This is a genomic window from Sphingomonas sp. KRR8, assembly GCF_023559245.1.
In the GTDB taxonomy this organism is placed as follows: domain Bacteria; phylum Pseudomonadota; class Alphaproteobacteria; order Sphingomonadales; family Sphingomonadaceae; genus Sphingomicrobium.
The window spans coordinates 1727333-1744449 of the sequence record NZ_CP097462.1 but is presented as its reverse complement, the minus strand read 5'-3'; the positions used below and the strand labels follow the sequence as shown (position 1 = coordinate 1744449).

Here is a 17117-nt window from a genome sequence, read left to right as displayed (position 1 = left end):
CAGCAGGATCCGTGCCAAATCGAAGAATGACGGAAATCCGCCACCTCGAACTGCCCGACTCGGTTCCGTCGCATGGCGATCGCCACGCCTGCATGGCATTCGCCGATCGAAAAGGCCATTCGCCGTGGCGGTCGTTTTCATCTAGGCAACCCGACTCCGGGTCGTTTATCGTCCGCGCATGGGCGTGAGCGGAACTCTTGACGTAGAGGCGGGCGAATTCAGCACCGCGGTGATCGATCTGTTCTGCGGGGCCGGGGGCTTGGCCTACGGTCTCGCGTCGGCCGGGCTCACGGTGAAGGCCGGTGTCGACCTCGACCCGAGCTGCAAGCATCCGCTGGAAGCGAATACAGGCGCGACGTTCGAATGCCGCGGGGTCGAGGATCTGACCGCGGCCGACCTCGAGACCTGGTTCGGCGATGCCGACGTGCGCGTGCTCGCCGGTTGCGCGCCCTGTCAGCCCTTCTCAACCTATTCCCAGAGCCGGAAGTCGGTGGATGGCCGTTGGGAGTTGCTCAAGCACTTCCAGCGTCTGTCGTTGGAACTGAAGCCCGAGATCGTCACGATGGAGAACGTGCCGGGTCTCGCCAAGCAAGAGGTCTGGGCGGAATTCATCGCTGCGCTCCGGGGCGCCGGCTACCGGGTTTCCTGGTGCGAGGTGGCGTGCGAGGAATATCAGATACCGCAGAGTCGCCGCCGGCTGGTCCTGCTCGCCTCCCTCCTAGGTCCGATCGAACTGCGCGGGTCGGACACCGCGCTCAGACTGACCGTCAAGGATGCGATCGGCGCACTGCCGAAGATCGACGCGGGCCAGGCTTCGCCCGACGACCGGCTCCATGCCAGCGCCGGTCTCGCCGCGACCAACCTCGAACGGATCCGGGCCTCGCGGCCCGGCGGTACCTGGCGTGACTGGCCCGAGGAGCTTCGCGCACCGTGCCACCGGAAGCGCAGCGGCAAGACCTACCCCTCCGTCTACGGCCGGATGGAATGGGACAAGCCGGCCCCGACGATGACGACGCAATGCTACGGGTTCGGCAACGGCCGCTTCGGTCATCCGGAACAGGATCGCGCGATCAGCCTGCGCGAAGCCGCCATCATCCAGTCGTTCCCGACGGAATACAGTTTCATTCCCGACGACAAGCCGGTGAGCTTCGAGCGCCTCGGAACGCTCATCGGCAACGCCGTCCCGCCGAAACTGGGCGAGGCGATCGGCCGGTCCATCCTTTCGCACATCGAAGCCGTGCGAAAAGGCGACCTCGCGCCCGAAGGCCAACTTGATCTGCGCTGAGCGGGTCGAAGGTTCACCGATGGCCAGACAGCCCCGCCTCCATCTCGTCTCGAGCGAACAATTGGCCGCGGCGGAGGCAGAGATCGTCGATCGCTCGCGGCGGATCGAATTCTACATGACCGAATATTCGGTCGAACTCCTGGCCGCGAAGATGGACCGGGGAGAATTCGTCATCCCGGCCTATCAGCGGGAATTCACCTGGGAGCCCAAGCGCAAGTCGCGCTTCATCGAATCGCTCATCATGGGTCTTCCGGTCCCCTTCCTCTTCTTCTGGGAAATGGAGAACGGGCGGCTCGAGATCGTCGACGGATCGCAGCGGCTGCGCACTCTGCACGAATACATCGTCGGCGGACTGGAACTCGGCGAGCTCGACGAGCTTCCCTCGCTGCAGGGAACGCGTTTCGCCGATCTGTCGACGTCCCGCCAACGCAAGATCAAGAATCGCTCCATCCGCGGAATCGTCCTCAACGAGCATGCGGACGATCAGGCTCGCTTCGATATGTTCGAGCGCATCAACACGGGCAGCAAGGTCGCCAACACCGCCGAAGTGCGTCGTGGCGCGCTTCGCGGCCCGTTCCTTGATCTGGTCCTGGAGCTGTCGCGATCGGCGTTGTTCGCGAAACTCGCGCCCGTCTCGGGCAAATCGGAACGCGAGCGGATCCGCGAGGAGTTGGTGACAAGGTTCTTCGCCTATAGCGACGGCCTTGAGGGCTACCGCGAACGGCCGGCTCAATTCCTGTTCGAATATACGGGGCGGATGAACGAGCGGATGCAGGCGGATCCGAACCTCGTCGCTGCGTATCGCCTCCGTTTCGAGCGCATGCTGGACTTCGTCCAGCGGGCCTTCCCGCTCGGCTTCCGCAAACCGACCAACCCCAACAGTACGCCCCGCGTCCGCTACGAGGCGATCGCGATCGGCAGCCATCTGGCGATGCGAGACAATCCGGCGATCTTCGACCAGGTGCCGGACACGGCCGGCTGGCTCGCCAGCGAAGAGTTCGCCGAGACCACGACCTCCGACGCCGCGAATACCCGTGCGAAGCTGCAGGGCCGGATCGAATTCGTCCGAGCCGCCCTCCTCGCCGCCGCATGAGCGACCTGACGGATCGTTTCGAGGAACGGTTCGGCGAGATCGTCGCCTACCTGGAGTTGATCGACGGTATCGAGACCCTGGTCCGCTCGGGCGTGCCACGGCTCGGCGAGGACGGTCCCACCATCACGGTACCGCAGCAGAGGATACTCAATTCGGGAGTCTACCTTCAGCTCTACAATCTCGTCGAGGCGACGATCACCAACTGTCTGGACGCGGTGAGCAAGGCGGCCATGCACGAGGCGCGCTGGGGGCCGGGCGACCTGACGGCCGAGTTGAGACGCGAGTGGGTCCGTTACATGGCCGGGACCAATCTTCCCTCCGGGCCGGACAAGAGATTGGAGGACGCGATCGGCCTGTGCGATCATCTCGTCGCAGCCCTTCCGGTCGCCGAGTTCGACCTCAAGAGGGGCGGCGGTGGGAACTGGGACGACCGGGCCATCAGGAAGATCGCCACGCGGATCGGCTTCGAGTTGCGCATCAGCCGCGGCGTCGAGCGGGAGGTGAAACGTGTGGTACGCAACGAACTCGGCTCGCTGGCCCTAGTCCTCGACCTGCGGAACGCTCTCGCCCATGGCCGGTTGTCGTTCGTGGATTGTGGCCAGGACGACAGCGCCGCGGAACTGAGTTTGCTCGCCCACCGCGTCGCCGCCTACCTGCGCGAGGTGATCGGTGCGTTCGATCGATACGTCGAGGAGCATCGCTATCTCATCCCCGAAAAACGTCCCCAACGAGCAGCCGCCGGCTGATCCGCCGGTCGCTCCCGCTCGCTCGGCACTCATGGCCAGGGTGGGTCCTCGTGATACCCTTCCGGAGATGGTCGTGCGCCGATTGCTGCATGCGATGGGCAATCGCTTCAGGCTCCATCGGCGCGACCTGCCGGGAACTCCCGATATCGTCCTTCCCGGCGCTCGTAAGGCCATCTTCGTCCACGGCTGCTTCTGGCATCGTCATCCGGGGTGTCCGAAGGCTACGACCCCGAAGACCCGACGAGAATTCTGGCGCGAGAAATTCGATCGGAACGTCGAGCGCGACCGCCGGAAGGAGGTGGAGTTAAGGCAGGCCGGCTGGGACGTGCTGACGATCTGGGAATGCGAAACACGCGATACAGTCGCCTTAGAGAAAAATCTGCGCGACTGGCTGGCCTCGTCGATCCCGAAGGAAGCTCGGCTGCCGGTTGGGTAAGTGCGGCCCTCGCCGGTGCGGTCGAAAGCAGATCGAAGACCGGCGCTGCGTCTGAATTTGCCCTAAGCGAGAAGCCGGCCACCCCTGTCGGCCAAATTTTTCGACGTTGAGCAGAAACGATGTCGCTTTCTACCCGCGACGAATGGAAACTGTCCAATGATCTGAGTGCCCAACTTTGTCATCTATGGGGCACCACTCTCCTCTGCCCGCATGCGTCCAGCAATCGCAGTGCTGACCCACGCGCAGTTGCGTAGATTCCCGCATGTCCCGGTGTTCGCTTCTTCCCTAGTCCTTTCGGCGTGGAAAAGGAGCCGAAGGTGTCTAGTGCACTGTCGCCCGAGCGATCTCGAAGTGAAGCCCCTGCGCGGCTCAAGGAAGCTGTCACTGGCAAACCGGTGGCGGTTCAGGCTGCGCCGTCGCCAACTCGCACCCGCAAGCGCCGCCACAACGGATGGCTGATAGTCGGAGCGATCCTCATTCTGGCAATCGCGGCGGCGGCATTCTGGCTATCCCAGCCGGTTCAGGTCGCTGTGATCCGACCGTACCGTGGCGCCGCGACCGAGCTCGTCTATGCCACCGGCTTCGTTGAGCCAGTGCAGCCGGTCGCCATCGCCTCTCGCCTCACCGCCCCAGTCGCAGCCGTGCTGGTGGACGAGGGCGACGCCGTGCGGAAAGGGCAACCGCTGGTACGGCTGGACGACAGCGACTTGCGCAGCGCTTATGCGCAAGCGCACGCACTGAGCATCGGCGCGTCCCTGACGGAGCGGCGCACCCTGACCCTGTTCAGGCAAGGCTGGGTCACCGCCGCTGCCCGCGACACGGCCGTGGCGAATGCGGAGGCTGCTCGCGCGGCCGAGCGGCTCGCCGCGGCGAAGATCGACCAGAGTGTTGTGCGCTCGGCGATCGACGGCACCGTGATCAAGCGGGACATCGAGCCGGGAGAGCTTGCCCTCCCGTCCCGCACCCTGATGCTGCTCGGAGACCCCAACCGCAGCCGGATTACGGCCACTGTGGACGAGCGGGACGTCCCCCGAATCCGCGCTGGGCAGCCGGCGCTGGTGTCCTCCGATGCCTGGCCGGGGCGCGTCCTCCGTGCCCGCGTCGCTGAACTCACGCCGACGGGCGACCCTACCCAACGAGCCTTTCGCGCGCGCCTCCGCCTGGAGGGCGGGCCCGCGTTGCCGCTCGGAATGAGCCTGGAGGTGAACATCGTCACCAGTGAGGACCGGAGCGCACTGCTGGTCCCCAATTCAGCCATTGCCGGCGATGCGGTCTGGACGATCGTAGATGGCCGCGCGCGGCGACGCCCAGTCACGCTGGGAATTCGCGGGCAGAAGAGCAGTGCGGTCGTCGGGCTGCCGGCCGACGCGGTGCTGATCGATCTGCCAGGCAGCGATCTCAAGGACGGCGCGCGGGTCACGGTTCGCAAATGACCCTCGGTCGTGGAGCACTGCTCCTGAATATATCGGTGAAGCACCTTGCCAAGCGGCGGCGGCAGACGGCGATCGCCGTGCTCGGGGTGGCGGTCGGGGTCGGCTTTTTCCTGGCAGTTTCGGCGCTGATGGTCGGCAGCCAGGTGGATTTCGTCCGGCGGCTGATCAACGCCGCGCCACACATCATCATCACCGATGAAATCCGCAGCCCCCCGCCACAGCCGGGAATTGTCCAGTTTGGGAACGACGCGGTCGAGCTGCGCCATTACAAGACCCGTTCCGAAGCGCGCGGCATCAGGAACTGGCCCGCAGTGCTTGCCGTGGCCCAGACGTTTCCCGGGGCGGTTGCCTCACCGGCACTCAGTGGTGGCGTTACCCTCAGGCTGGGTGGCCACCAGGAGGCCCTGGGCGTCGTCGGCATCGACCCGGAGATCGAGGCACGGGTCAGCACCATCGAGAACAATCTTCGCAGTGGCCGACTGCGCGATCTGGAGACCACGCAGGGCGGGCTGATCATCGGTGAGGAACTGGCCGCAAGGCTTGGCGTCGCCATGGGTGACGTGGTCGCCGCCACCTCTGCAACGGGGAAGATCCGGTCGCTGAAGATCGTCGGCCTGTTCAAGCGCGGCCAGCAGGGTCTTTCCGACACGTCGGGCTATGTCCTTTTGCGCGAAGCTCAGTCGCTTCTTGAACGGCCTTTCGTCATCAATCGCATTGGGATCAAACTCGCCGATCCGGACAGTGCTCAACTCGTGGCACAGCGGATCGAAGAGCAGTTCGGCTACAAGGCGCAGAGCTGGCAGGAGCGGTCGTCCGACATCCTTTCGGTACTCGTGACCCGCAACGTCATCATGTACACGGTGGTCTCGGCCATCCTCCTTGTCGCCAGTTTCGGCATTTACACTTCCGTGTCGAACAGCGTTGCCGACAAGCGCCGCGATATCGCCATCCTGCGCGCCATCGGCTTCTCGCAATCCGATCTCGAAGTGGTTTTCGTGGCGGAAGGCCTGATCGTCGCCTGCATTGGCATCGTTGCGGGATGGTTGCTCGGCTACGTGCTCATGACGGTGCTCGGCTCCCTGCCTTTCCCGGTTGCCGGCGAGAACCAGCACCTGCCGCTGGATCGAGGCGTGCGACAATATCTGATCGCCGCGGTCGCATCGCTGCTCGCCGGTATTGTGGCCGCCTGGCTGCCGGCGCGCAAAGCCGCGCTTGTCGACCCCGTCGACATCCTCCGGGGAGCGGCATGAGTTCGGTGCTGGAGGCACGCGGGCTTGGGCGCGAGTTGCCGGGGCCGCCGCCGGTGACGCTGGTTGCCGATGTGACCCTGCCGGTTCAGGCCGGGCGGTTCACTACCATCATCGGCCCGTCTGGGTGCGGGAAATCGTCGCTCCTTTACCTGCTTGGGATGTTGGACCGGCCGACCAGCGGATCGTTGCTGGTGGACGGCATGGACGTGGATCCACTCGATGGAGACGAGCGAGCGGCGCTGCGCCTCGCGAGCTTCGGCTTTGTATTCCAGTTCCACTTCCTGTTGCCGGAGTTCACGGCGTTGCAGAATGTGCTTCTGCCCATGTTGCGGCTAGGAAAGCTGGACGCCGCGGAAGCAGAGGAGCGCGCGCATGCGCTGCTCGCCTCAATGGACCTGGCGGGACGGGAGGACTCCACGCCCGAGAAGCTCTCGGGTGGCGAGCGTCAGCGGGTGGCCATTGCACGCGCGCTGGCGAACAGTCCCAAGCTCATCCTGGCTGATGAGCCAACCGGCAACCTCGACAGCAAGAATTCCGACCGGGTCCTCGAGATCATGAGGTCACTCGCTCACGACGAAGGACGCTCCGTCGTTTGCGTGACGCACGATCTCAACATTGCGGCTCAGTCGGATGTTCGGGTCGCCATGCTCGACGGCCGGATCGCATCCGTCGACTGAACGCGTCCTCGCCAGCGTTATCTCATTGATCCCGTGTTGATGAAGCGCTGGTGCCAGGACAGCGCTTCGTCCAGCAGTGTTGGGGTCTGCTGTCCGTAGGAGTTTGCCCGCGCCCGGGCAAAATAGTCCTGCAGCGCGGGGCGGAAGTCGGGATGCGCGCAATTGGCGATGATCGTCTCGGCCCGTTGCTTCGGGCTGAGACCGCGCAGATCGGCCAGACCCTGTTCGGTGACCACGACCTGGACGTCCTGAGTGATGTGATCGACGTGCGAGGCGTGGGGGACGATCGTGGAAATCTTGCCGCCCTTGGCTGTCGATGGCGACATGAAGATCGATACGAAGGCGTTGCGCGCAAAATCACCCGAGCCGCCGATCCCGTTCTGGATCCGTGAGCCCATGACATGGGTGGAATTGACGTTGCCGTAGATGTCAGCCTCGATCATGCCGTTCATGGCGATGCAGCCGAGGCGGCGGATCAGCTCCGGATGATTGCTGATCTCCTGCGGCCGAAGGATGATTCGGTCGCGAAAAAAGTCCATGCGGCTGTTCATGTCCGCTGCTGCTTCGGGGCTGAGAGAGAAGGCGGTCGCCGAGGCCACCCGCAGCTTCCCAGCCTCCAGCAGCGCCAGCATGCCATCCTGGATGACCTCGGTGTAAGCGGTCATCGTTTCGAACGGCGCGTCGACCAGGCCGGTCAGCACCGCATTGGCGATGTTGCCGACACCCGACTGGATCGGCAGCAGGGCGGGAGGCAACCGTCCCTTTGCCACTTCGTGACGAAAGAACTCGAGGAGATGGTCCGCAATGGCGCGGGCGTTCGCGTCGGATGGGGTGAACGGCAAGTTGCGATCGGGTGAGTCCGTCTCGACGACGGCCACAACCTTCGCCGGATCACAGCGCAGGCAGGGCTCACCAATGCGCTGGTCGGGACGGATCAGTGGAATAGGCACCCGATCTGGCGGAAGGGCGGTGCCGTAGTAGATATCGTGCATGCCTTCGAGGGCCGGGTTCTGCCAGCGGTTGACCTCCAGGATGACCTTGCTCGCGCGATCCAGCCAAGTCTTGTTGTTGCCGATCGAGGATGAGGGGATCAGCGCACCATCAGGCCGGATCCCGGTCACCTCCACCACCGCGACGTCCAGCGGCCTGAAGAACCCCTGCCACGCCATCGGAGCGACTTGGCTCAGGTGCATGTCGAAATAGTCCATCTCGCCGCGGTTGATCTGCTCGCGGGCGATCGGATCGCTGTTGTACGGCAGGCGGAACTCGATCCCGTGCGCCTTGGCGAGCGCCCCGTCGAGTTCGGGTCCGGTGGAAGCGCCCGTCCATACGCGGATGCGGAACGGGCGCCCCGCGGCATGCTCCGCCTCTATCCGTGCAGCCAGCGCCAACGGCACGGCCTTCGGGTAGCCGGAACCCGTGAAGCCGCTCATTCCGACCGTCTCACCCGAGTTGATGAACGCGGCCGCCTCGTCTGCGCTCATCACGCGAGAGCGGAAGTCCGGATGGGCGATACGGCGATCAGGCAGAGCCATGCTCCAGTCTCAGAAGGTATGACGTTGAACGACTAGAAAGCGCAGTGGCTGCCTCGTCTTTTGGACCAAGGCTATTACGGGCGGAGCACGACCCGGCCCTCGATCTGGCCGGCCGCCATTCGCGCGAAAACGTCGTTTACGGCTTCGAGCGGTTCGACCGTGACGTTCGCCTTCACCTTGCCCTCCACCGCAAAGGCGATTGCCTCGGCGAGGTCCTGGCGCGTGCCGACGATCGACCCGCGCACGGTGATCCGCTTCAGCACCACAGGGAAGATTGGCGTCGGGAAGTCGCCGGGCGGAAGACCGACAAGCGCCACCGTGCCACGGCGGCGAACGATCCCGAGCGCCTGGCCGAACGCCGCCGTCGATACGGCGGTGACGAGCACCCCGTGCATACCCCCGGTCTCTTCGATTAGCCGCTCGACCGCGCCCGTATGGCTGCAGTTGACGGCGACGTCCGCGCCCAGGCGGCGGGCAAGCGCCAGCTTGGTTTCGTCCACGTCGAGCGCTGCGACATGAAAGCCCATGGACTTGGCATATTGCACGGCGACATGGCCCAGCCCGCCGATGCCCGAGATGGCTACCCACTCGCCTGCACGGGCTTCGGTTTCCTTCAGCCCCTTGTAGGTCGTCACGCCGGCACACAGGATCGGCGCGATCGCATCGAAGTCGACGTTGGCCGGCAGGTGCCCGACGTAGTCGGCCTTCGCCAACACATATTCGGCAAAGCCGCCGTTCACGCCATAGCCGGTGTTGTGCTGTGCCTCGCACAGTGTCTCCCAACCGGTGGTGCAATAGGTGCAACGCCCGCAGGCATCGTGGAGCCAGGGCACGCCGACTGCGTCGCCCTCCTTTACCCAAGTCACGCCGGCGCCTACGGCAGCGACGACACCAACGCCTTCATGACCGGGAATGAAGGGGAGCGACGGCTTGACGGGCCAGTCGCCTCGGGCGGCATGAAGATCCGTATGGCAGACCCCGCTCGCTACGACCTTGACCAGGACTTCGCCTGGGCCGGGCTGAGGAATGGCGACCTGCTCGATCCGTAGCGGCTCGCCAAAGGCATGGACGACGGCAGCCTTCATCGTGCTTGGCATGACTATCTCCGTTCCTGTTGAACTGTCGGGTCGGGGTGTGCGGCAATGTCGCAGTAGGTTGCGATAAGGTTTTGCCCTTACTGGTGTTTCTTGTCCTTCAGCGACCCGTCCGGCGCCGCCCCATCGTCCAGCACCGTGAGAGCGGAACCAGTTGCGCCCGCCCGCAGGCTGTCAGCCGTGACCACGATGGAGGTGCCAGGGGCGACGATCCCGGCAACAGCCCGGCGAAACTCGTCGGGAGCACGGAACCGTGCCCATTCCGCGCGCTCGACTTCACTGCTCGGTTCGTCTTCCCCAAGGCCCAGGCGGATCCAATGCTGTCCGGCCGAGTCGACGCTGCGCAGCAGGTAAACCCAGCTCCCAGCAACCGGTGCATCCATCGTCACCGGAGCCGATCCGATCTCGATTCCATCGCGCAGCACCACAGCGCGGCCGTCACGCGTACTGACCACGATCGACACCGGTCCCGTAGGTGACCGCTCGGGAGTCCAGGTGACCGAAGTTGACGCGATCTCATGGTCTCCTCCAGCGAGCGCAAGTGCGGGCGTCGGCGCCACCCGCGGAATTGCAGCGCGACTTGTCACGACCACCGTCATGCCCAGCCGAGTTGTCCCGTACAGCAGCTTGGCGAACTCCTTGGGCAGGCGAATGCAGCCGTGAGAAGCCGGATAGCCCGGCAGGTTACCCGCATGCAGTGCGACTCCGCGCCAGGTGAGCCGCTGCATGAAGGGCATGGGCGCGTTGTCATAGGTGGAAGAGCGATGCTCCACCTGCTTCTCCAATATGGTGAACACGCCTGTCGGCGTTTCGCGACCCTCGCGACCGCTGGAGATCGTGGAGGCTGCAATCGGCACGCCGTTGCGGAAGAGGACCGCGCGCTGAGTGGGCAGGCTGACAACCAGCAGCAGCGGCCCTTGCGGCGCTGCCTGCGGCTCCCAGACAAACTCGCCCGGGTGCAGTCCCGCCACTGCGTCGGCGATCGAGCCCATCGTGGGGTGCACCCTCTGCGAGGGGGCCGCGAATGCCGTCGCGTTCAGCAGCAGGATCGTGGCGGCAAGCACTCGCAACATGGCGCAATACCAGTAATTCGTAGACGGAGCCTTCCGGAGCGGGGCTGGGGAGGACCGCTTCCCGGAAGGCTAGGTGATCCTTGCTGATCATCGCTGTGGCCAACCATCCGCAAATCTACGGAGCGGGGACCATCTGCCGTCTGGATTCGAAGCGCGGCTTACAGCAGCGCAAGCATGCCCAGTGCGAGGCAGGCCATCATGGCGTTGACGAGAATCGTCGCACCGGCCACGCGCGGGCCGACCTCACTCAGGCTCTTCAGGCGAACGCCGAAGCCCAGCCCCGCCATGGCCACGACCGCCAGCCAGTTGGACGCGAGCCCCAGAGGCTGCGCCAGCGCCGGCCCAATGAGGCCGGTCCAGCGGCACACGGCCAAAGCAAGGAAAGCGAGGATGAACCAAGGCAGGAACAGGCGCGGCCGTGCCTTGTACGATTGTGCTTTCTCCGGGTCAGCGAAGTGGGGAGCGAGCAAGGACAAGAGGAGAGTAAGCGGCCCGAGCATCAACACCCGGGCAAGCTTCACGAATGTCGCCAGGGTGACCGTGGCGGTCCCGAATGGCGCGGCCGCGGCGATCACCTGCGGCACGGCATAGACGGTAAGTCCGCTCAACAGTGCGTAGCGGGGCAATGGCAGGGAAAAGACGTAAACAGCGATTGGCAGAAGGAGTACCGTGACGACGCCGAGCAGCGCCGTGAGCGAGATGGCGGCGGCGATTTCCTCCTCGTCGGCACCGATGATCGGGGCGACCGCAGCGATGGCGCTGTTCCCGCAGATCGCGTTTCCAGCCGAGATCAGCATGGCGAGCCGGCGATTGAGGCCGAACATCCGGCCAAGCAAGAATCCGCCGGCAAGCGCCACGAAGACCATCGCGGCGATCATCAGAACCGCTACTGCTCCAAGGGTTTCGAGTGCAGCGATGCTGAGCGTCGCCCCGAGCAGTGCGACGGCAATGTCGAGTACCGTCTTGGCGCCGAACCGTATGCCTGGCTGCAGGCTCCGCGGCACGCCCCAGCTATTCGCGAGTAACATCCCGAGCAGGATGGCGATTACCAGTGGTTCAAGCCAGGCGCGGCCGAACAGCCTCGCTTCGAGAAGCCCCAGCAATGCTGCGGCGACACCAACCGCCACGCACAGAAGCAGGCCTGGCAGGAGCGACCATGCTGAACCGCTGGCCGGCTTGACCAGAGCGCTCCTGCTCACTGGGGGGCAGCCAGAAATTGCTTTCTTGGTGAACCCATCACTGCTTATGCTCCGCCACCCAGGTGCCGATGTCGACGATGGGGATGGACTGGACGGCGGCCCACTCGGTCACCTCGTTCAAGCGGGCCATGCTTCCATCCTCTCTCAGCACGGCGCAGAGGACCACCCCATCGCCCAGCCCTGCGGCTTCGACGATGGCCAGCCCAGCTTCGAGAGTGGACAGCCGTTTGGTCGGTCCGCCTGGGTCTGCGATCAGCGGAAAGATGTGCCCAGGTGAAACCAGGTCAGCAGGCCCTTTGCTGGGATCGACCGCGACGCTGATCGTCCGGGCCCGATCGGCAGCACTGATCCCGGTGGAGACACCTTCACTAGCCTCGATGGACTGACCGAACGGTCGCCCGCTGCTGCCATGCTGCTCTCTTTGTTGAAGCTCGATGCCGAGTTCGGCTGCGCGCCGTGCGCTCAGGCCAAGGCAGATGAGCCCACGAGCGTGGCGGGCCATGAAGGCGATGGTGTCGGGAGTGATCCGGCTAGCCGCAGCGGCCAGATCTAGGTCGCCGCCGCGAAACGCGTCGCCGGCCAGGATCACCAGTCCGCCAGAGGCCAGATGAGATGCAAGTTCGCTCATGCGAAGCGCTCCGCGGCCTGTGCGACCTGGCGTCCGACCAGTTCGAGCTGGCCTTGAATGCTGGGATCGAGGCAGGTCCCATTTTCGTGGAAGCTTCCGGGTCCGGTCTTGATCGCGGCGCCGAAGGGTGTCGGCCAGCCGCGCAGTGCGTGCGCAATGGTGCGCAGGGTTGTCATTCCGCTGTTCGCCGCCTGATGCCCGAATGCGGTAACGATCAAGCCCACCGGGCGACCGTCGAGGTATGGCCGGCGATCTTGGGCAAGCTCTTCCAGATAGTCGATCGCGTTCTTGACCATGCCCGATATGGTGCCGTGATAACCTGGGCTGGCTAGGATGACCCCGTCTGCGGCGCGTACTGCCTCGATCAGCTCCCGGCCGTGCTGTTCCGTCCAGTCGGGAGCGCGATAATGCGGCAGTCCGGCCATGTAGGCGCCATCGAACGTGATCACCTCCGCGCCTTCGTCGGCAGCGGCGGCGGCGCTGATGGCGAGCGCCCGCTCCGTGCTGCTGCCAGGCTTGATCGTTCCACCGATGGCGACAATGCGGCGGCTCATTCGGCGTGCTCCCTCACACAGGCGTGAAGCCGTTCGACGCCAGCCAGGTTAGTCGCTCAGGACCGCCACTTCGAGGCTGTTGGCGCGAATGCCCACTACTCACTCGACCCGTCTGTCTTACGGTGTCATACCACGATCGTGCTTAGGCCGAAGCCATGTGCTTATGCAACTGGGCAAGCGGGCGAAGGAGGTGGAGGATGGATCAGCCAACGTCGGTGCAACCGAGTGAAGCGGAGCTGCGCGTTCAACGATTGCTGATCGTCCTGATCTTCGCCGCCAGTGCACTCAACTACGTGGATCGGCAGGTGCTAGCGTTGCTAAAGCCCACGCTGGAAGCCCAGTTCAATTGGAGTGATGAGCAGTTCGCGCACCTGGGTTCGGTGTTCCAGATCACTGCAGCGGCCTCCCTGCTCGGCGTGGGATGGTTCGTGGACCGGGTTGGCGTGCGTTGGTCCTACGCCTTGGCCGTCGGTCTGTGGAGCCTTGCGGGCATGGCTCACGCGGCGGCACGTGGGGTCGGCGAGTTCGTGATGGCGCGGGCAGTTCTTGCTGCGGCGGAGTCCGTCAATACGCCCGCCGCGCTTAAGGCTGCAGCCGTTTATCTGCCCCTCGAACGACGTTCCCGGGGCATTGGGCTCGTCAACACCGCGCCCAATATCGGTGCGATCCTGACGCCCTTGCTTATCCCGCCACTGGCGCTTGCGTTCGGCTGGCAGTCCGCCTTCCTCGTGACCGGTGGCCTGGGCTTCGTGTGGCTGGCGCTCTGGTGGTGGGGCACGCGCCGGCTCAAGCCAGTGGTGTCGGAAAGCAGCTTGCACGCGCCCGCTGCACGCAACGTCGGCGCGGTGCTGTCCGACCGCGCCAGCTGGGCGGTAATCGGAGCCAAGGCGCTGACGGACCTCGTCTGGTGGTTCGTGCTGTTCTGGATGCCCGACTTCTTCAATCGGCAGTTCGGTCTCTCTCAGGCCCGGCTGGGGGTGCCAGTTGCGATTATTTTCCTCCTCGCCGCGGCCGGCGCCTTGAGCAGCGGTGCGCTCTATCCCTGGCTGTTGAAGCGTGGCTGGAGCGTCAATAGGGCGCGCAAGTCGTCCATGCTGTTCTACGCGCTCGTCGTGCTCGCCATGCCGCTCGCCTTGCTCGTTCATAGCCCCTATGCGGCCGCAGTCCTGATCGGCCTCGGCCTGTTCGCGCACCAGGGCTTCTCGACCAACATCTTCGGCATGGCGACCGACATCGTTCCGGCGGCGCGGATCGGGACGGTGATCGCATTCGGCGGGGTGGCCGGCAACCTCACGGGCAGTGCCATTATCGAACTGGCCGGGTGGGCGCTGACCAATGGCCATGGCTACACGCCGATGTTCGCGATCTGCGGCTCTGCTTACCTCCTGGCGCTCCTATTCATCCAGCTGGTCGAGCCGCGGCTGACGCTTCGCCAGCCCTGAACGCCAAAACGAACGGGGCGGCCTCCGGGTGGAGACCGCCCCGCCGTCGCGCCAAGGGGATAGCGCTTAGAAGTTCATGCGTGCGGTCACGCCATAGTAGCGATCAGCGTCGCGTGGAATCTGATAGCGGTAGCTGCCCGACGGGCCGCCATTGGTGATTGCCGCCGCGTAGCTGGTGTCGAACAGGTTGCGGACCTGGAACGTCACGCGATAGTGGTCCGCCGCATCGCCGACCCCGATCGAAGCGTTAACGATCGAGTAGCTCTTGATCGTGCCGAGCTGGCGCTGGACCGGGTCCGCCGCGAACAGGGCGAGCTGGCTCGACTGGGCGTTTCCGCTGGCGCCAAGATAAACGTCGACCGGTCCGCCTGTGCGGACATGATAGTTGGCGGTCAGCGAACCCTTCCACTTGGGCGCATAGCCGAGCGGCGTGAACGGCGGAATGATGGCCGTGCTCGCCGCGCCGGGCGGCGCATTGAACTTGTCCACGGTCGCATCGGTGTAGGCGACACCGCCGCTCACCGTCAGGTCATCAAGCGGACGCCAGATGAGGTCGGCTTCGACGCCGCGGGTCGAGACGGTGCCCGCGTTGGTGAAGCGCGTGACGACCACGCCGGCAACCAGGTCGGGATTGTTGGCCTGGAAGTTGTTGTACTTGGCGTAGAAGGCGTCGAGGTTGAGGACCAGCCGCCCGCCAAGGAAGGTATTCTTGATCCCCACCTCGTAGCTATTCGAGGTCTCGGGATCGATGCGGTTGGTGCCGGTCGCCGTCAGGTTGTAGAAGATGTTGTAGGCCGGCCCCTTGTACCCGCGCGTGTAGCTGACGTAGCCCATGATATCGCGGCTGAAGTCATATTGCAGCGCAGCCTTGCCCGACACGTTGCTGCTGCTGGTCTTGGTGCGGAACGGGACGCCGTTGGAGGCGAGCGGCGCAGCGGCAAGAGCGGCAGCGACCGTGCTGCCGGAAGCGATCAGCTGATTGTAGCGGTCGAAGACACCCTGGTCGAAGTTGGGCTGGATGCCCGGAGCGGCAGTCGGCTGCCCTGCGCTGTTCACATTGAGGCCGGTCGACACACGCTTGTGGAAGACTGACAGCCGGTCCTTGGTGTAGCGCAAGCCGGCGACCACCCGGAAACGGTCGCTCGCATTCAGCACGCCCTGACCGAACACGGCGACGTTGCGGAAGGTCGAGCCGAAGTCAGCCGTTCCGGACGGCGTCGTTGACGGGTTTGCACCGGTACCGCCGCAGGGAATGAGGACGCCGGTCGGGGCGCCGGTTGCGGCAGTGCAGACCACGTCGTTGCGAGTGAAGATGCGCTCCGACTTGGCGCGCGAATAATAGCCACCAAGCACGTAGCTGATCAGCTGCTTGGACGGGCTGGTCAGGCGTACTTCCTGCGACAGCGTGCTGCTGGTCTGCGGACCGAAATCGTGCAGCTGGTTGAAGCCGACGTAGGCGCGCGGCAGCCAGTCGCCGTCACGAATCTCGGTATTGTCCCATTTGCGATAGGCGGTGATGCTGGTGAAGGTGTCGTTGCCCACCGGCACGTCAACCTGGCCCGACACACCCCAGCCCTTTTCCTTGGTGCGGGTGATGAGGTCCTGGTTGATGGTGCGCGTCTTGTCGCCAAGCGGGGTCGGCAACATGCTGAAGATGGGTGCGGTGGTGGTGAAGCCGGTGGCAACCCCGTTGGAGACGACGGGCGTTCCCGTGGCGATCACCTCGGCACAGCAATCGTCGTTATTCTTGTGATAGTCGCCGATCACCAGCACCCGCAGACCGCTGTCGGGCCGGTACAGCAGCTGACCGCGAACGCCGTAGTGCTTGTAGCCATTCACCCGGTCATTGTTGTGGGCGACGTTGCGGATGTTTCCGTCGTAATGGCCATAGAAGCCGGTGAAACGGGTGAGCAGATCCTTGGACAGCGGCACGTTGATTGCGCCGCGCACCCGCATCTCACTGCCGCCGGTGAAGTAGCTTGCCTCGAGCGTTCCGCCAGGACGAGCGGTCGGCTGCTTGGTGATGATGTTGATGACACCCGCCGAAGCATTCTTGCCGAACAGCGTGCCCTGGGGCCCCCGGAGCACTTCCAGCTGATCGACGTCGATCAGGTCGGAGAAGGCCTCGCCCGAACGAGCATAGACCACGCCGTCGACAATGGTGGAAACCGACGGCTCACCGGCGATGGAGAAGGATGCAGTGCCGACGCCGCGCAGGAAGATGGTCTGGTTGAGCGTGGTTCCCGACTTCAGGAAGTTCAGCGCGGGCACTAACTGAGTAGCGCTTTCGATACTCGGCCGTGCCGCTGTCTCAAGGGCGGCACCACTGACGACCGAAACCGCCACAGGAATGTCCTGCAGACGCTCGCTGCGCTTCTGCGCGGTGACGACGATCTCGCCCGGCGTCGAAGCCGTATTTGCATCGGGAGCCTGCTGCTGATCGCTGGCAGTAGCAGCGGGCGCGGCTGGATCCGCGGGTGGCACGGACGGCGGTGTCTGCACCGCTGGTGCCGCCTGCGCGGCGAGCGCCGGCGCGGCCATGCCAACGGTGGACAGAATCGTCCCCACGAGAAGCTTCGTCTTCATCCCTGTTCCTCCCTTTGCCGCGAGCGGCACCTCCTCGCCCGGCAGGGTCAAACCCCACCGGCATAATCTGGAGGTTGATAACGACG

Annotated in this window: 15 protein-coding genes; 8 read left to right on the top strand and 7 right to left on the bottom strand. The window is 64.7% G+C overall.

Annotated elements, in window-relative coordinates; translation table 11 throughout:
- Positions 1 to 184: 184 nt before the first annotated feature.
- From M8312_RS08740 to M8312_RS08710, 7 genes are all read left to right on the top strand, one after another.
- The gene (locus M8312_RS08740) at positions 185 to 1285 is read left to right on the top strand and encodes a DNA cytosine methyltransferase (RefSeq protein WP_250117327.1); all 1101 of its coding nucleotides are present in this window, start codon (positions 185 to 187) and stop codon (positions 1283 to 1285) included.
- 19 nt (positions 1286 to 1304) lie between these two features.
- Positions 1305 to 2378 carry a DUF262 domain-containing protein gene (locus tag M8312_RS08735; protein ID WP_250117326.1) on the top strand — a complete coding sequence of 358 codons (1074 nt, stop codon included), beginning with the start codon at positions 1305 to 1307 and terminating at the stop codon, positions 2376 to 2378.
- Positions 2375 to 3124, top strand: coding sequence for an MAE_28990/MAE_18760 family HEPN-like nuclease (locus M8312_RS08730; RefSeq protein WP_250117325.1), 750 nt, complete (start codon positions 2375 to 2377; stop codon positions 3122 to 3124). The genes M8312_RS08735 and M8312_RS08730 overlap by 4 nt, the downstream gene beginning before the upstream one ends.
- Positions 3075 to 3560 (top strand): very short patch repair endonuclease, encoded by a 486-nt coding sequence (locus M8312_RS08725; protein WP_502957455.1) that lies wholly within the window; start codon positions 3075 to 3077, stop codon positions 3558 to 3560. Before M8312_RS08730 ends, M8312_RS08725 begins: the two co-directional genes overlap by 50 nt.
- Positions 3561 to 3877: 317 nt before the next feature.
- A complete protein-coding gene (locus tag M8312_RS08720; RefSeq protein WP_250117323.1) occupies positions 3878 to 4993 on the top strand; it encodes an efflux RND transporter periplasmic adaptor subunit in 1116 nt (371 codons plus the stop codon).
- Positions 4990 to 6243: an ABC transporter permease gene (locus M8312_RS08715; RefSeq protein WP_250117322.1), complete on the top strand. Its 1254-nt coding sequence runs from the start codon at positions 4990 to 4992 to the stop codon at positions 6241 to 6243. Before M8312_RS08720 ends, M8312_RS08715 begins: the two co-directional genes overlap by 4 nt.
- The gene (locus M8312_RS08710) at positions 6240 to 6920 is read left to right on the top strand and encodes an ABC transporter ATP-binding protein (RefSeq protein ID WP_250117321.1); all 681 of its coding nucleotides are present in this window, start codon (positions 6240 to 6242) and stop codon (positions 6918 to 6920) included. The genes M8312_RS08715 and M8312_RS08710 overlap by 4 nt, the downstream gene beginning before the upstream one ends.
- 17 nt (positions 6921 to 6937) lie before the next feature.
- Here M8312_RS08710 and scpC read toward each other — a convergent pair whose 3' ends face one another.
- The 6 genes from scpC to M8312_RS08680 form a co-directional block, all read right to left on the bottom strand.
- On the bottom strand, positions 6938 to 8455 hold the full coding sequence (scpC, locus tag M8312_RS08705; protein WP_502957401.1) for a succinyl-CoA:acetate CoA-transferase ScpC: 1518 nt from the start codon (positions 8453 to 8455) through the stop codon (positions 6938 to 6940).
- A 74-nt stretch (positions 8456 to 8529) separates the two neighbouring features.
- A complete protein-coding gene (adhP, locus tag M8312_RS08700) occupies positions 8530 to 9552 on the bottom strand; it encodes an alcohol dehydrogenase AdhP (protein WP_250117320.1) in 1023 nt (340 codons plus the stop codon).
- A 77-nt stretch (positions 9553 to 9629) separates the two neighbouring features.
- Positions 9630 to 10622, bottom strand: a complete 993-nt coding sequence (locus tag M8312_RS08695; protein ID WP_250117319.1) for a L,D-transpeptidase — start codon at positions 10620 to 10622, stop codon at positions 9630 to 9632.
- A 158-nt stretch (positions 10623 to 10780) separates the two neighbouring features.
- The gene (locus tag M8312_RS08690; RefSeq protein ID WP_250117318.1) at positions 10781 to 11821 is read right to left on the bottom strand and encodes a YeiH family protein; all 1041 of its coding nucleotides are present in this window, start codon (positions 11819 to 11821) and stop codon (positions 10781 to 10783) included.
- A gap of 37 nt (positions 11822 to 11858) precedes the next feature.
- The gene (locus M8312_RS08685; protein WP_250117317.1) at positions 11859 to 12449 is read right to left on the bottom strand and encodes a 3,4-dihydroxy-2-butanone-4-phosphate synthase; all 591 of its coding nucleotides are present in this window, start codon (positions 12447 to 12449) and stop codon (positions 11859 to 11861) included.
- On the bottom strand, positions 12446 to 13003 hold the full coding sequence (locus M8312_RS08680) for an NADPH-dependent FMN reductase (RefSeq protein WP_250117316.1): 558 nt from the start codon (positions 13001 to 13003) through the stop codon (positions 12446 to 12448). The genes M8312_RS08685 and M8312_RS08680 overlap by 4 nt, the downstream gene beginning before the upstream one ends.
- Before the next feature lie 197 nt (positions 13004 to 13200).
- On the opposite strand from M8312_RS08680, the gene M8312_RS08675 reads away from it, so the two are divergent.
- The gene (locus tag M8312_RS08675) at positions 13201 to 14445 is read left to right on the top strand and encodes an MFS transporter (protein ID WP_250117315.1); all 1245 of its coding nucleotides are present in this window, start codon (positions 13201 to 13203) and stop codon (positions 14443 to 14445) included.
- 66 nt (positions 14446 to 14511) lie between these two features.
- Here M8312_RS08675 and M8312_RS08670 read toward each other — a convergent pair whose 3' ends face one another.
- Positions 14512 to 17031 carry a TonB-dependent receptor gene (locus M8312_RS08670; RefSeq protein ID WP_250117314.1) on the bottom strand — a complete coding sequence of 840 codons (2520 nt, stop codon included), beginning with the start codon at positions 17029 to 17031 and terminating at the stop codon, positions 14512 to 14514.
- Positions 17032 to 17117 lie beyond the last annotated feature (86 nt).